This is a genomic window from Candidatus Coxiella mudrowiae, assembly GCA_001077715.1.
Classification (GTDB): Bacteria; Pseudomonadota; Gammaproteobacteria; order Coxiellales; family Coxiellaceae; genus Coxiella; species Coxiella mudrowiae.
Window position 1 is genome coordinate 647,608 of sequence record CP011126.1, and the last position, 16,216, is coordinate 663,823.

The following is a 16,216-nucleotide window of genomic DNA, read 5'->3' on the forward strand; positions in this document are numbered from 1 at the left end:
ATCTTTATAAATCATAACCAAAAAGGTACTTTGTGCCTTTGAGTGTTGAAAATTAGTGAAACTAAAATAAACCCTATTAAAAAAAAGGACAATCCGAAATACCAAGAATTGGTTTGTGGCGCACTCCCAAGCAGCGGAGCCCTGATTAAGTCAATAAGATAGGTCACAGGATTGAATATGATTATTTTTGAAGCATTTTTAACCAGATGTGGCATCCAGGTTATGGGAGAGATAAAAAATAATACTTGAATCAGGCTCGTGATGAGGGGAGGCATATCTCTATATCGTGTACTAATTATACCAATAAATAAGCTAATAAATATAAGATTAGAGGCAACGATTAAAAAACCAGGGAAAAATAAAAGAGCATATTTAGTTATTTTTATTTTGAAGATGAAGATTACCATCAGATAAACAACTAAATTATGAATAAAAATCAAAATATTACGCCAGAGTGTTTGATATACGAATAGAGTAAAAGGCAATTTAATTTGATAGAGGTAAGGTTTTGCCATGATAAACATATCACAGCTATCGATCATGACCGAGGATATGAAAGTCCATGCTAATAACCCGCATGTTAGGAAAGGGATGTATTCTTGTAGTGATTGATGAAATAATCTGGAGTATACAATCCCTAAGGCTACTAGAAAAATTGACAGATTTAAAGTGATCCATAAGGGACCCAATACTGATCCCATATAACGTTGGCGAATGTCCATCCACCCTAAGTGAAGCCAGATTTTGATGTGGGTTGTTAAGGATAGGAAATCCTCTAATGTATTGAAAAGCTTTTTTAGCATTGTCTCTTTGATTTCTCCTTAATGCTAATATAGTAACGTATAGAAATAATTCCTAAAATTTTTAATCTAAAAGTGGTTATTTAAAAACCTGTTTGCTTAAACTAAAATTCATTTTATTTTCTGAAGGATTTTGTTTGCTCCGTACCTAGCTATATAGGAGCGTATTGTGTCAGCATTGTCGTTTAAAGGCAAGGTTTCAACGTTCACAATCAACGTTAGGTGCATTAAAATGGAATCCACTTTCAATCCCTCACTGGAGGATGAATTTCAGATAAAACACAGTTTCTTTCCAATAATTAGGCTTTACCATGACTCAAATGGAAGCTAATGTGGTTGATGGGAATACGACACGACTACAGACCTATTAAAAATCCATGGCTTAACTCGTAATACGACAGCACTATATTTAATAAGCTGGGCTATTTTCTTGCCTACCTCGTTTATTTTTTATCTTATTACTTTTCCATATAAAGGCTTCGATTATACATATCATGGCTTTTATCTTTACTCTTTGGCCTAGCTCGCACATTGATTTATTTCAGGGCGTTGTTTTTCAGATCTTTAATAATGCCTTTTAGATAAAGCTCAGGGTTAAAAATTATCTATTTTTTTTAAGAACTTAAAGCTATCATGGCCTGTATTATCGGTATTAGTTTTTTCTTTTGTTTGCGCAATAAATTGACACCTTCATTTACGTTGCCGCTTTCTCTCACCTTTCTACTCAATACTAAGACTACTTTTATTTTTAACTATCGAACCGTTCCCATTTACATGTTGATGCTTATTTATTGCTGTCTTCATGTTTCATCTAAATTACATCATTCTTATGCAAGATACAGTTAGCTCTCATTGGGTGCAATGCTTTATTCTTTAGCGATACTATCGAACATTTCTCTTGTGCCATTGATCCTAGTTATTGATTTATTTTTTTTCTAGTCCTAAGAGAAGATAAGTTCTCAGCAAGCCGTTCTTTGGTTTTTCATGGTGTGCTTTTGATTAGTTTTTCTTTGCTTTTCTATCTCTTTGAGAGTAATACTCATTTCTTAACTCACAAATTTCATAAGGTAAATTTATTACGAAGATCTATAGAACATGGACGTGAGTTTCTCCTTCCTTTCTTGTAGCATGTAAAGATTCCACTTTTTCCTTTATCATAGATTTTATCATTAATTTATATTTATCCTAAAAATCAATGAAAAATAGCAATGTCCTAAGTAAAGGGATTGTATTTTTTATTGCATTATTATTAATAATAGTAATAATAGGAGAAAACTCTCATTACTTTCTTCATCGACCTGTTATTCTGACGCTTTATAACTATGCACTAACCTCAATTTTATTTAGCTATGTAGTCTTAGTTTTATTATTTTCCTGGGGACTTTACAATCGGCGCTTTACTTTAATTTTATTCTTACACTAGGGGAATGACTTTATTAAGTATTAGTGCACAATCGGGTCCATTATGGCATTTTTTTCTCATGAGCCCTATTTATTTAATGCTTTGTGCCTATCTCTTACAGGAAGGTGTAGATTCTCAGAAATTTAATAAATTTATTATCTTTATAGCTCTCTTGACGGTATGTATTATAACCACTTTTATCCAAAGCAATTACACGTATCGTATCAATTTTTCTTATAAAAATAAGATCTTAATTAATTCTTCTATTTTCAGTAAATTTTTGTTAGTTCAGAGAAAAAAGTAAATTAATCTAAATAATTCCTATACATTTAATAATGAGTCTTTGATTGATTTTCATTGTATATTTATCTACTTTCCACTCAAGAAAGGCTTCACGATTTGTTCTCTTTTGACAGATAATTTTTTCTCGTTCAATCAGGTACTCATCATTAATAAACAGAGCGCCCCAAGGCCGGAGGTAATATTTTTCGTATGGTGGAAGCTAATTTGCTCCCATATTTCTAATTGAGCCTAGTGCTTTCCCTTGGTAATCTACCATTAGCCCTTGTGCGCCATCCTCAATAACAAATAGAGCATATCTTTTTGAAATCGAGAGGATAGTATTCATATCGCAAGCAATCTCAGCATAATGAATAGGCACAATCGCCTTGGTGTGTTTTGTAATCGCATGTTCAATTTTAGTTTTTTCTATGTTCAGTGTATCGGGTCGAATATCAATAAAAACAGGCTTTGCAACTCGCAATACAAATGCGGTCGCTGTTGAAACAAATAGAAAGGATGACATAATCACTTCGTTAGTGGGTTAGATATGTGTCAATAACGCTACCATTTCTAATGTGCTGGTGCATGAATGAGTGAGTAAAACTTTTGGTGGCTGTTAACTTAGCCAGTTTAGATTCAACGGAATTAGTGAAATGAGCAGATTCGATGCTTTTAGGATCTAACCGCTCTGCAATACGCTTTTGCGTATTGAAGGCAAAATAAGGCATATGAAATTTGATAACCACTTTGTATCATCCTGATGATTGTGTTGTATTAATTTTGAGAATAATCTTTCTGTTACCTTGGTATCCAGTTCTGCATAATATAACATGTCACCATTTTTTTTGAAAGTCATCTGTAGGTAAATTTAATTTGTATTGCACAATCGCTGAAGGGTAGATAAATTAAATATTCGTTTTGATGAGAGAGAAGCGAATTTTCATCCTCAAATTAAAGAACATCTGTAAAACAGCGAGTTATCTCAATTTATAATCTTCGTATTTGGTGTGCTACATTTCTTTTCAGCGGTATTTTGGGATAACTTCAGTGATGTACCTACACATTGAATTTACTACTGGAAAGTATGATGATTACATTAAATTTACCGGCCAGACAATCAAAACCGAGAGCGAATGGCATAACCCATGTCCTTGACAAAAAGAAAAAATTTGTTTGCTTAGAGAAGCAGAAATAACGGTTTGTTTTGGTAGAGCACTTTTTGAATATTTTTATATTCATGATCAAGTAGAGCAATATGCCTTTTGTCTACATAGGGGAAGTAGATTGTATTGAAGTTTCTGATGGTATAATTAGCATCCCATTAAAAGAGAAGTTGGTGTTTATTGAGAATTTTTTAAAATCATTCAAACTTCTCGCTGAAATTGGTAGTAAAGATCCTGAGATAGTAGTTGCCCCTTACAAATGGTCGCAAGAAATAAAAGATACTTTTAATGCTGGCGCATACAAAATAGTAACTGAAGGTTGTGAAAGTGGTACAGTGGAGGTTTCTCGGACCTCTGGAGAAATTCGGAAAGAACTACTAATAGAAAAAAAATATTAAAAGCTGCTCAACTTTAATAGTTTTATTTTTGAGGCTCCCCAAAAAGCACAACAAACTTAGTTTATTTAAAGAGTTTGGTGAAAATGTTAATCTAAGAAATATTAGAAATATTGCACCGAATGAAATTATTTCACTAGAAACGCTAAGGTTGGGTTTGCGAAGTGATACCCTTTTAAATTTTCACAAGAGATCCTTAGAAGTTAATGGGGTTTGAGATGATAAAAAGCCAAAGACGCATATGCGATAGGCTTAGTAAGAAAGCATCATCTTTACTTTTAAATTCTGCTTATAAATTTGAATTTAATGATTGGGATATTCTGTTTAATGGAATGTCTAAGGCTGATATTGCGCATGCAATTATGATGATTGAGGAAGAACTGATTCCTCAATTAGAAGGAAGTATACTTCTTTCTGCACTGCTTCAACTGGATAAATGCTCTTTAGTTGAAAATTTATTTGATCCTTCCTTTGGAGATGTTTATACAAATCAGGAACACTACTTTAAAGAACAAATTGGTGCTTCGGCTGGATGGCTTCATGCAGGGCAAGCAAGAAGAGAATGCTCCACGATAGGGCTCCTCTTAGCAATGAGAAAGCGATTATTAAGACTTGCCGAATCCTTAGTAGCTTTATCTAAGGCGATTTTGGAACAGGCTTCCAAAAATCTTGAAACCATAATGCCTGATTTTACTTACCTACTTACCTACTTACCTACTTACCTACTTACCTACTTACCTACTTACCTACTTACCTACTTAAAATATGCTCAACCTACTACCTTCGCACATTATCTTTTGACATTTAAATCTTCTCTATTGAGAGACTTTAAATATTTGGAAAAATACTTTAACTGCTTAAATCATAGCTTATTGGTTGTAGTTCTGTACGCTAGGGATGCCATGTCGTGTGTCGACATTCCATTAGAGAATTATTCTAATCTCGTAGCAATTGCTGTTAATATTAATAGGCTTATAGAAGAGATCCAAATTTGATCAATAGTTGATATCGGCTTTATTGAATTAGATGATGCACATTTCAGAACTAGCATCATTATGCTTCAGAAAAAGAATTCGTATAGATTATCTTATTTTAAAGGTTTAACAGGCCTTATCATTGGACGTTCATCAGGCTTAGCTTCAATTAGGAAGGACTGTTCTAGGCAGCCCGATAATCGTATATTTGCTTATGGAGAATTGCCTCGCTCAATTGATTTGATTATTGAAGGAATTGACTTGGTTTAAGAAATAATCTCACAGCTTGATGTTAAAAAGCACACTATGAAATAAAAAGCACAATAAAAAGCACTAAATGGCTTTTCTAATAAGGCCGATTTAGCAGAAATGTTGATACATCGACATCATCTAAGTTATGCAATGGCACATCGCATAGTAGGTAAAGCTATCAGACAGTCGATAAATAATGGCTCGGATTACATGACTTTGGAGGTTTCGAATGAGGCAGAAGCCAGTTTGAATTACTTGCGTGATCACGCTAAAAAAATTCGAGCTAGTGACAGATCCTTATCAAATTGTTGCTTGAGACAAGGAGAAGGAAATGCAACGATAGAAAGTGTAGCTAGAATGATTGATGGTTGTCAAACTAAAACGCAACACTTTGAAAAGTAGCTATTTGAAAAAACGAATAAGCATAACTATTGGATAAAAAAAATTGATGAACATAGATGAAAATATGATCTAAAAAAAGAAATCCTCAGCTTGTGGATTGAGAAGATTTTTTTTAAATAAGCTTTCGCAAATAGAGTTTCATAGTATGAATGTCTAATTTCAAAATATCCTTATTTTAGATGGCGGTGAGCAGAAAGTTCCTTTCATTTAATTAGCCAAAGACAATAGGTTATAACGTATTTTTAGCTGATTACAATTAAAATTGTCGTGGATGTCGTCTTGTTAATAGAAGTAAAAATATAAGTACATTTTCTATAGACGACTGTTATAATTATGAAAGAGAAATCTAGACTAGTCATGTTTTAAGCAATGGTACTGATCGACAAGTATATACCGTATATAACTGCGCTAAAATTTCTGAAAAAATAAAACTATTTTATCCTGTTATATCCTGTTAGTTCTAAAAAAATCACTGATTTGAACGAACAAAGGATAGATGAAAGAAAAATTATTATAGAATGATTTGCCAACGCCTAGTTATTTTATTCTGGATAAAACAGACTTTGTAAATTTCGGTTCATTGAAGTTTTCTTTAAGTTATTAAACCTATAAACAGTCAGGGATAAAAAGGTATTCATGTGCTTTCTAAAGAAACTAACGTTGAAGATATAAAAAGATATATTGAAGATCCTATTTCCTATAGTCGATTTCAGAAAATAATTATTAAGAAATATTATCCAGGATAGGAGATTACAGAAAATTATTTGGTGAAAGCGGGTGTGGTATATGACATTATAGTTAATGACCACTTACTTTAATGACGATATTATTTTTTAGGTTGTGTAAGAAACATAAATACCCCTCTATTATAACTATAAAATCGAAAATTAAAAATAATATTAGGTCGATATCTCAACAGGTCACTCATTCTATTTTTTCTTTAGTTATTTCTAAGAAGAACAATTTCTAAGAAAATAAGATTAAAAGAATTTTAACTACGAAAGTATAAATTTTCTACTAGCCAGTTCTAGTATAATTATAAAAATTGATTCTCCTTCATAAATAATAGGTAAAATTTTAGTAAAAGTAGAGGATGAAATCAATGAAGTACGATCATCAACTTCGAGAATTGGTTATTTTCTTGTTTGCGAAAACTCTAAATGGACGTATTTGAATTCTTTGAAATATTTTTATAGCCATTTTCATATTTATGATTCTCATAAAAACGATTTGTTATATTATAATATTTATGAATAGAGAAAAATTTAAATTATGGAAATAGATAAATTTTATAAAAAGATGAAAGAGTGATCCTCTGTAAGAAGTTTCGTTCCTAATGAAGGTATCTCTTTAAAGGATCAAGCTTCAATAATTGAAGATATACAGATGAGCTCTTCAAGTTTTAACTTACAAACCTGTTCAATAATTTTAGTTGAATATAAAAAGCTTTTGGATAAATTGTCCGAGACTGTGGCAAGAAAAAATTTATTAAGGATGTAAGTCTTTTTTTAAATATTTTGTATTCACTTACATAAAATGGATTATGTTACAAAAAAAAGCTGGTTATTTTTTTATTATCAATCTCAATTTCTTTAATCAAATTTGATTGATATTATTGATGCTGACTTAGCTTTACAAACTACGGAAACAACAACAGAATCTTTGGGCTATGGAATTTTTATTGGGAACTGTGAGAAATTATATGGATATCCTTATAGAAAAGCTCGAACTTCCTGATAAGATTATTCCAATTGTTGGTTTGTATATTGGATATCTAATGAAAAAGAATAAGAAAAAAAAGTCTTCTCATAAAAGGTATATTCTCAAAAGATAAATATAATAAAAAAGCTGTTGAGTAAGCCATTAAGAAATATAGTTTATATAGTAAATTCTGGATATTATTATGAAAGTAAATTCCCTATTCACGATGTTAAGGTTGTTAAATCTAAGAATTTAATTAAATATAGTTGGATTGAACATGCTGCTAGAAGAGTAGCTACTCTTAATGTTTATAAAGATAGGGTTAAATTAAAAAGAAATTATTTCAAAAAATGGTTTTAGATTTAAATAATATATTTTAATATTTTTTCTTTCTCAGAGTTAAAATTTTTTATTTTAGTTTCTTCTAAAAATTGCATTAATGTTTTTATTAAAAATAGTTTTTTTCCTTTCTATTGCATTGATTAATTGAATTAAGTATTCACCAATAAAGCCAAGTGCTAAAATAAAAAAATTATACCATGTAATGATAAAACTGTCATTAACGATACTAAGACAGGAACCGATGAGTGAGAAATAATTTTTAGATACAAAAATATAGAGAAAAAAGAAAAATTGCCATAAAAAAATAAAGCTGAGTCTAGTCAATTGACGCATTATAAATGAAGAGTTATTGAAAATTAAGTTAAAGAAAAGAGAGAACAATTTTTTTATAGAATAATTAATTTGATCATATTTTTGATAGTGGTTGGTTATATCTATATTAACTATATCTTTCGTAACGGAAAAAATTAACTATGATAATACGGGATTTTCTACTCTTTGAGCTAAAATGACATCTACAATTTTTTGCCTCATCATCAGAAAAGGACCTATCTGAACATCTTTTGATTTTCAAGCTACTTTGTAATTAAATCAGCCTTTCATACGGATAGTAAAGCACTTGAAAAGCTGATTATTTTTTCAAGGAAATCAGATACCACTACATTGTGTTCTTTCTTTTCTAACAGTTTATTAAAATCGTAAGAAGAATATTGTAAGTCATCATCTATAATAAATATGAACTCACCCAACGACAGAATCATACCTGTGATCACGGAACCTTATCGACCAAAATTACATGTTAATTTTCGTATTTTAAGTTACAAATGATTTTTGATTAATTCGAAAAGTATCTGCCATGTGGATTGATTTAGAGAAAAATCGTCAACTATGATAACTATGATAACTTCGTAAGTAGAAATTTTTAATTTTGAAAATGCTGTTTCTATAAGAACCACTAGCTTTTGTAAGAATGCATCGCTATTAAAAATAGGAACAATAATGGAATAGAGGACCATTGTGAACTCTCTTTATACAGTCCTATTAATAGCGATTCATTCAACTTAATGGAGAAATTACTCTCTCTTAGTTTTCCAATATCGATTATTAAGATATTCTATATAAATAGACTTAGTTTTTTCAAGAACAAAAATTGATCGGTTAAATGAACTGCCTCTGTTAATGGTAAAGAAACTCATTTTTAGTATTTTACAATACTATTTCTATGAGTGATCTCTAAGATGGGACTATTAATGAGATCTTGTATCAGTTGTGGATATAATTATGATTCCTTGAGTTAGATATGTAAAAAATGTAACTATATACCCTCAGATAATGAAAGTAATTATCCTTTTCTTAGTTTCTCTAAAAGGTTGATGGAACAAGTTAAGTATTACTTCGATCGATCTACTTTAAAATACCTTTTTAGGCTTGAAGAAAAAAAATTTTGGTTCCAAGACCCAAAAAAATAATTATAAAATTTATCAAAAAATATTTTTCCAATTCTGAATCATTATTCGAATCAGGTTGTGGAACGGGTTTTTCTTTAAGAAAGATGGAACAATCTTTGTTGGTCCATAATTTACATGGGCTCATATCTATTTGGAATCTTTATCTTTTGCTAAAAAGCGATTAGACAATTGTGTAACTTTATATAAAATGGATGAGCAGTTAAAATTTCCTTTCATTAAAAGTTCGATGTGATTTGTGCTTTTAATGTCCTTAAGAATATTAAAAATGATAGAGAGGTCATAAAACAAATTCAAAAAGTGTTAAAACTGAAACGTAGTTTATTGCTTACCGTTCCACAGCACCCTGGCTTATGGGAGTCACACTGATTGATCTGCTTATCATGTTCGCTAGTACGAGTCACAAGAATTAAAATAAAAACTCAAAGATAATGGCTTTGGAATTATTTTATGTGATTATTTTGACATCTTTACTATATTTAATGTGGATATCGTGAAAGTACTCCAAGAGAGAACATGCAGAACTTTTGCTCTCCTTTATGATGAATGTATTAGTTCGAGGGATCTTAACGATTGAAGCGAAACTAATCAGATTAGGATTAGCTTTTCCTGTAGGAGGAATTCAGATCATCATAGTAAAAAAACTTTAACGAGATTTTTTTATTATAATTAATTTTTAGAAAGATTTCTATCTGCTATTAATTGAATATATAAAGAATTTCATAATGAATAATATTCTCTATAGAAAAATAAAAAATTTTTTGATTGTTTCCTTTTTTTAAATATTTTTTTAGGTAGATGTCTTTTGCCTGATGAAATTTTCTTCTTTGAATTTTAATAACTTCGTAATTGTGTTGCTGAACTATTTTACTCTATTTACTATTATAACTTTAGCGTTAAGAGTGTTTGTCTAGAAATATATATTAAAACTTGAATCCTTTTCAAAAAAAATCTATCTTTTAACACTATTGTTCCAATACTTTTATTAGTAGAAAGTCACATTCTTTTCAAGAACATATAATGTTGAGTAATTTAGTAAGAACTTTCATTATATTTTCAGGCTTAATACTTTTATTTGAATGAAATGATAATAATAATAATTAGCATTAGAATTTTTTTACTAATTTCGTTTGGTTCAATCTCACTTAAGAAGGATGAAAATCAGAATAAAATATTCTTTTAAATTTATAAGTTTTTTTAGGATATAGATCTTTCATTCTTGTGGTGATCTCTTCAACGCTATTAATGTATCTTGTTCCTTTGAAATACTTCTCATTGATTCTTAGAATTAACTATGTGGCAACGAATTTTCTTTCTGCGTTAGTATTAAAAGAAAAAAATTAGTTTAAGTATATAGATGGCTTGCGCTGAAATTACAGAAGACTGCATTATTTTTAATATTTAGAGAAACATTCCCTGTAACTTAAAACTATTGAAAGGAATGAATATTTTTTGATATTATCTCTTGATTTAATAAATTCGATCGCTTCTAAGGAAATAAATTTCAAAGAATAGTACGAAGAGTAGATACCAATAATTTCTAAGCTATATTATCTACTAATTTTTTTATATCTATATTATCTAATATTCCTAAATCAAGGATTAATGAAAAAAGCTTCTTACGGTAGTTATAATAATCTAATTTTGAGTTATACCCATATAAGTTTAATACTAATTTAAATACTGAATGAAATACATATGGCATGACGATCAGACTATTTTCTATTCATATACTGCTTTCTTTACTTGGCTTTTTAAATTCTTTCTTCAGCATAAAACAGAATTATCATTATTAAATTTATCAAATTGAAATTTAAGGAAAACAATATACCTCAGTTGTCTTATATCATCTTATTAGATATGGGTTTAATAATTAGGATGAGCAGCGTTCTTTATTTTCCTATGGTAAGACTTAAAATACATGTGGGGGATAGGAACCCCTAACAACTTAATTGACCCTACTCAAATTCTACTCACACCATTTCTGATTTTATTCTTTATTTTCTATTGTTAGGATGTTAAATCTAAATTTTATACTAATAAAAATAGTATTGTCCTTTTCCTCCTACTACTTCTTTGCATGTTAATAAAGCCTATCTTCACAATTACCATTACTATCAGTTTTGTTGTAATTTTTAGGTTAATCAACTATAAGTGTTATTTAATAATACTTTATCTCTTAAGTCATTTGTTAATTTAATTACCTTCATTATTAGTTATTCTGTATTAGAACCATGTATTAGAAAGTAGGCCTAGTTTGAGGAATGTGACAATCGCACTATTTAAGGTATTAGATCTCTACACAAATTATCTTTTATATGATTTCATGAAAAGTATTTTATTTCCTTTTTTAGTTTTGATATTTAGCTTTCAGAAAAAAAGTTTCTTTAGAAATAAAATTAGCTTGGATTTGTGTTTTTGTTAGATATTGCTAAATTACCTTTCTAGAATTTAGTGCTCTCGCTTTGAAAGCCATAAATTTTTGGTAGGAATATCAAAATAATTTAACTTTACTATACTTAATCTCTGTTAATTAATTATTAATATCGACTCATTATCAAAATTCTAAACTTTTTAAATTTTCTCTTTTTTTATTAGTACTCTGTTTTTTTCTTCACGCTTCATAAATTTTTTATTATTTTTAGGTGAGAATTTTTTTATAAATATTAGCTATTCTCTTCCATAAAGAACGAAGAAATTTTGAGAATGGCTTTTTAATAAGCATAACTCAATTTAGGACATTCAGTTCTAGAGTTAGCCCAATTGAGAAAAAAGATTTTATTTACCGAAATAAAACTGTTCTCCACTCATTAAGAAGTTCTTTAGGGTAATAAAAATAGCGATGAGGATATCAACATCCCAATTCTTTGGAGTTAAATTAAAAAAATTACCGACATGTTTTCCTTTGAAAATACGTCTCCACAATGACTAATTCGAGCTCTGGATAATGACGTAATTTCGTATTCACAGTCATTTCAAAAGCTTTCTATTAAGCTTTATAATATTCAGGAGCTTCCTGTTCGACCCTGAAATATTTTCTCTAATACTTTTTTGTTAAAAATAAAATCTTTAGATAACTTTGCCAAGGTTTCCTAGAGTTTTTTTTGAATTTTTTGTTTCTAATTATTTTTATAATAAATATTTGTAATGTTGCGATATCATATGGATTTCTTTTAGGGGTAATTATCGTAGTTCAATAAGGGAGAGCGAAGACATTATATTGAATATTTGGTATACTTTTAAAATAATCAAGAAATAAAATCGATTTAATTTAATCACTAATTCATTGATGGAAAAATTTAAAGTTGAACACTTTATTTACTATCGAATTCCATTTAATTCAAGCACCTATGGCGGGTAGAGTTATAACGCCGGAACTTATTGCTGCTGTATGCAATGTCGGTGGTTTAGAGTCTCTAGGGGCTGAATACATAAGCCCCTCTGAAATGAAGGAATTCATTGATAAAATTGGTCAACTCACGGATAAGCTGTTTCAGTCAATTTATTTATTCTAGAAAAACATTCAGAAACCTAAAAGCAACAGATGCAAATGGCAGAGTAGATTAATCAAGTTTGCTCAGAGTTTAAGGTGATAGTTGATCTTTTAGATCCCACTACGTTCCATTTTTTGATGAGTAATTAGAAGGTATTCTTAATGAAAAAAAATACTATATTTAGCTTTACTTTTAGAATTTCTGACGTCTATTGGATAAAGTGTTTAAAGGAAAAAGCTATAAAAATATTTGGAACTGTAAATTTTTTATCGGAATCAAGAACATTAGAAAAAGCAGGAATAGATGCTATCGTCGCGCAATCTTATGAGGTAGAAAGCTATCGCAGAATGTTCATAGGTAAACCCGCTAATTTCTCATCGGTAGATTTTCTTTAATTCCCAAGTTAGCTGACGATATCAACCTTCCCGTTATCATCGCTGGTGGCATTATGGATGCTAGAGGGATTTTGGCAGCACTAATATTAGACGCTGATCGTGTTCAAATGGGAACAGCTTTTTTGACTTGTACTGAAGCGGGAGTTCATCTCGAGTATAAAAATAAATTAATAAAATCTGAGTACGACGATACAACATTAATAACCTTTTTCTTAGGCAGATTAGCACCAGGAAATCCGTAATAAATTTATTTGATCAATGAATAGTAACATTGCGTACTCTTTAGATTATCCCATCTAAAATGCATTAACTAAAATTATTTGAAAAGCGGAGGTGGAACAAAATAACCTTGAATTTATGTCTCTGTGGGCGGGTCAATCGGCTTATCTTTGCGAAGGGTCATCAGAAAAGAAATTAATTGCTCAGTTAAAAAATGAGATTAATAGTTTATTGGGAGTGGGCCAATAATCCTAAGGATGTTATGTTTTTTTTGGATAATTGATGCAACGTTACTATATTTCCTTTTGAATCAAGAATAACAGCCATTCGGCACACAGGCGATGAAAAAATATCGATCTTAAACGTTACGCCATCTGGTTTAAGTTGATTAACCAGTTTATCTAACTCCTAAACTTCAAAAGAAATCGTTCCGCCGGAATTGGCAGTAGGAGAAACATCTTGAGTTAAGTTATTTATAAAAAACAACTTCCTTCGGGAAGATCGTATTTAACCGAGGCACTTTGAGCCGATATTTTTTTTGGTTTTAAGTAGAGTTTATTCTCATAGAAATTTCGAGCTTGATTCAGGTCTTTAGCCGGATACATTATAAAGGCGACCTTTTTGATTATTACTATTTTCTTAAAAAAATTAATCGGTTGATATTGATGATGCTGTATTTTATCACGAATTTATGGCTCTGGGTCAATGATATCTTATAATTTAGAATGGCAGATTTCGTTTCTGGTTTCGTTCTAAGGAGGCCATATAATTATGGAATTGTATGATACAACACAGCATGTATTTTTGGATAATGAAAACTTTGTTAGAATAACAAATCAGGCTGCGGAACAGAAACCTAGCGAAAGATCATGGAAACAAACTTTCCGGGGTAAGAGAATGAGAGGTTGTACTTCATGAATAAGGAATCTGATATGACGATACAGACACGGATATGGACACATGGGTAGTGGGATGGAGAACGCTAGTATAACAACAAAGCAACTCAAGCAAGATGTAGAAGAGATTTTTTCTGCACTTCAAGTAAGGATCAGGAGAACAAGCTTGAAGCAATAAAAGCTTCTGACGATTCATTAATTAGCAAATGGCAGATTTTCTTAGTTATTATCTTGTCAGCATAAATCAAAGTGGAAAAGAAATTAGGCTTTAGTGATGATCAATCGGGCATATCTGCTTTGAATAAAGTTCTCATAGAACGACAAGCTGACAAAAGCCTATAAATCAATTAAATTGAAAGAAGTGTCGAAAAAGTGGAATTATTTTTTGGAAAAAACGTTTGACATACATACGACTAAACAACTCACGCTAAAGGAAGTTCAAGATTTAATTACAGATATAGCAGTGGCCATGACTGCCGATGATTTCTTAAGAAGTATTGATGGGATGATAGAGCTCATTAGTAAAAATGCATCAATACTTGAAAAGAGAAAAGCATTGTTAAATATCTTATTACCATTGCATTTGTTAGTAATCGAAAAACATTATCTTTATGGAGAGCAAGGATACGTACAAGCACAAAAAAGCATTGATGGATTACTCTATTATGATCCTTTTATTATGGAGTAGGTGACTTATGCGTAGATAATCGTTTTTGAACGGGCAAAATTGCTATAAGATAATCAAGCTAAACACTTGGACTAATGATTTCTTATGTTGGCTCGTTTGCTTTATAAATTTGTTCAGTACAAAAGGTCTAATTGAATTTCAGCGCGTTCGTATTTAGATACATAGGTATGGGATCTTAATCTTTTTTGCAATATCAATTTGACGAATTCACTTCTTTTTAAGGTATGTTTGAAGCAGTTGTCTCATGATGCGGATGACGGCAAGCTGGATTGGAAGTTTTCACTTTAGATAATTAAATTAGTATTGAAAACTACTGCTGAGTTTGTTTTCTTTCATCTTTCCTCAATTCATAAGGGCAAGTAAACGATTAAAATTTTAAAAAGGGGCTTTCACTTTGGCAAAAAAGCATGATCATTTTATCATGGATAGGCTCCCCTTATTCCTTAGTAGATTAAGAATTAATCGATGTGGTCGATTTGTTGGGTGAAATTAAAGTAGTCAACCTTGACGTTAATAACGGTGGCGTTATGGTTAAGTTCCCAAAATTATGCACAGGAAGCCCGAGGACACAGAACGGCAACGTGGTATTTTTGGCCTTTTGGTTTTATAGTAAAATTTGGGCCGTTAGCTCAGTTGGTAGAGCAGCTGACTCTTAATCAGCGGGTCCACGGTTCGAACCCGTGACGGCCCATTTGAAATCAACAGCTTATTTCACTACTATCTGCAATATTTCAGCATTTCGGGAGGGGAAAATGGTGGGGATTTTAGGTTGACAGTGTAGCAGGGTTAATTGCGCTGGTTTGATTGCGATATGCTTTATTCGCTGTTTCAATGAAATTTTTAATTTCAGCGGCAGAGTAATGCGTTGTAATTCGATCCGACTTGTGACCTAAAAGATCTTGTCGATCTTCTAACATAACTCCGGCTGCGCGTAGCCATCTTCCAAATGTATGCTTGAGGTCATGCACCACATTTGGGGTAATCCCACGGCTGGCTGTGTCTTTTTTTGCCGTTTCATTAAGTATCACTAAGCAGTCTTCACTGTTTTTCACATTACGTTTCGGAATAATAAATACGCTGGCTGGTATTTAATTTCGGAATAGCCATCTCCCATTCCCAACGTAATCGATATACTTCCTGTTCACGACAACCGGTATTTACTTTAAACAATGCCATTCTCTGTAAATGCAATGGCAATGCGGTAAATAGCCGATCTTGTTCCACCAAATTTAATGGATAAGGTTCGCGCTTATCGTCTTCTTTAAGTAATCGAATTTTGGGAACAGCTGCCAGCCACGTTAAACCATTTTCATCCATCCACTCACTGGCCGCCAAATTAAGCATT

At 31.0% G+C, this 16,216-nt stretch carries 12 protein-coding genes, 1 tRNA gene and 2 pseudogenes; 10 read left to right on the forward strand and 5 right to left on the reverse strand.

Annotation, left to right across the window (positions count from 1 at the left end; translation table 11 throughout):
• Positions 1-11: 11 nt before the first annotated feature.
• Positions 12-803: an ABC transporter permease gene (locus CleRt_RS03170; protein ID WP_048875061.1), complete on the reverse strand. Its 792-nt coding sequence runs from the start codon at positions 801-803 to the stop codon at positions 12-14.
• Positions 804-2,704: 1,901 nt separating this feature from the next.
• A complete protein-coding gene (locus tag CleRt_RS10685) occupies positions 2,705-3,013 on the reverse strand; it encodes a DegT/DnrJ/EryC1/StrS family aminotransferase (protein ID WP_306686795.1) in 309 nt (102 codons plus the stop codon).
• A gap of 726 nt (positions 3,014-3,739) precedes the next feature.
• Between CleRt_RS10685 and CleRt_RS13150 the strand changes: the two genes are divergently transcribed.
• The 5 genes and pseudogenes from CleRt_RS13150 to CleRt_RS13990 all read left to right on the forward strand — a co-directional run.
• Complete coding sequence (locus tag CleRt_RS13150) at positions 3,740-4,045, forward strand: phosphosulfolactate synthase (RefSeq protein WP_048875063.1); 306 nt, start codon at positions 3,740-3,742, stop codon at positions 4,043-4,045.
• Between the two features lie 28 nt (positions 4,046-4,073).
• Positions 4,074-4,259, forward strand: a complete 186-nt coding sequence (locus CleRt_RS13985) for a phosphosulfolactate synthase (RefSeq protein ID WP_157870809.1) — start codon at positions 4,074-4,076, stop codon at positions 4,257-4,259.
• A gap of 115 nt (positions 4,260-4,374) precedes the next feature.
• On the forward strand, positions 4,375-5,037 hold the full coding sequence (locus CleRt_RS03190; RefSeq protein ID WP_157870810.1) for a lyase family protein: 663 nt from the start codon (positions 4,375-4,377) through the stop codon (positions 5,035-5,037).
• Positions 5,038-5,370: 333 nt separating this feature from the next.
• Positions 5,371-5,670: pseudogene (locus CleRt_RS03195) on the forward strand (hypothetical protein); the annotation flags it as partial.
• Positions 5,671-6,996: 1,326 nt separating this feature from the next.
• Positions 6,997-7,170: pseudogene (locus tag CleRt_RS13990) on the forward strand (hypothetical protein); the annotation flags it as partial.
• 1,361 nt (positions 7,171-8,531) lie between these two features.
• Here CleRt_RS13990 and CleRt_RS13995 read toward each other — a convergent pair.
• On the reverse strand, positions 8,532-8,729 hold the full coding sequence (locus CleRt_RS13995) for a glycosyltransferase (protein WP_048875067.1): 198 nt from the start codon (positions 8,727-8,729) through the stop codon (positions 8,532-8,534).
• Between the two features lie 3,755 nt (positions 8,730-12,484).
• On the opposite strand from CleRt_RS13995, the gene CleRt_RS14000 reads away from it, so the two are divergent.
• The 5 genes from CleRt_RS14000 to CleRt_RS03230 all read left to right on the forward strand — a co-directional run bounded on the left by CleRt_RS14000 (position 12,485) and on the right by CleRt_RS03230 (position 15,562).
• Positions 12,485-12,694, forward strand: a complete 210-nt coding sequence (locus tag CleRt_RS14000) for a nitronate monooxygenase (RefSeq protein WP_048875068.1) — start codon at positions 12,485-12,487, stop codon at positions 12,692-12,694.
• 355 nt (positions 12,695-13,049) lie between these two features.
• Positions 13,050-13,310, forward strand: coding sequence for a nitronate monooxygenase (locus CleRt_RS14005; RefSeq protein WP_082160414.1), 261 nt, complete (start codon positions 13,050-13,052; stop codon positions 13,308-13,310).
• 91 nt (positions 13,311-13,401) lie between these two features.
• Positions 13,402-13,536: a hypothetical protein gene (locus tag CleRt_RS13155; protein WP_306686796.1), complete on the forward strand. Its 135-nt coding sequence runs from the start codon at positions 13,402-13,404 to the stop codon at positions 13,534-13,536.
• A gap of 1,008 nt (positions 13,537-14,544) precedes the next feature.
• Positions 14,545-14,871, forward strand: coding sequence for a hypothetical protein (locus CleRt_RS03225; protein WP_157870811.1), 327 nt, complete (start codon positions 14,545-14,547; stop codon positions 14,869-14,871).
• 618 nt (positions 14,872-15,489) lie between these two features.
• Positions 15,490-15,562, forward strand: a tRNA-Lys gene (locus CleRt_RS03230).
• A gap of 73 nt (positions 15,563-15,635) precedes the next feature.
• Here CleRt_RS03230 and CleRt_RS03235 read toward each other — a convergent pair.
• Entirely contained in the window at positions 15,636-15,899 is a 264-nt protein-coding gene (locus CleRt_RS03235) for a tyrosine-type recombinase/integrase (RefSeq protein ID WP_235379167.1), read from the reverse strand.
• Positions 15,900-15,924: 25 nt separating this feature from the next.
• Positions 15,925-16,215 (reverse strand): hypothetical protein, encoded by a 291-nt coding sequence (locus tag CleRt_RS03240; protein WP_048875072.1) that lies wholly within the window; start codon positions 16,213-16,215, stop codon positions 15,925-15,927.
• Position 16,216 lies beyond the last annotated feature (1 nt).

Excerpts from the sequence above, each read along its gene's own strand:
- CleRt_RS03190 (WP_157870810.1), top strand. The coding sequence starts at position 4,375 with ATGTCTAAGGCTGATATTGCGCATGCAATTATGATGATTGAGGAAGAA.
- CleRt_RS13150 (WP_048875063.1), top strand. The coding sequence starts at position 3,740 with ATGCCTTTTGTCTACATAGGGGAAGTAGATTGTATTGAAGTTTCTGAT.
- CleRt_RS03240 (WP_048875072.1), bottom strand. The coding sequence starts at position 16,215 with ATGCTTAATTTGGCGGCCAGTGAGTGGATGGATGAAAATGGTTTAACG.
- CleRt_RS13995 (WP_048875067.1), bottom strand. The coding sequence starts at position 8,729 with ATGGTCCTCTATTCCATTATTGTTCCTATTTTTAATAGCGATGCATTC.
- CleRt_RS03170 (WP_048875061.1), bottom strand. The coding sequence starts at position 803 with ATGCTAAAAAAGCTTTTCAATACATTAGAGGATTTCCTATCCTTAACA.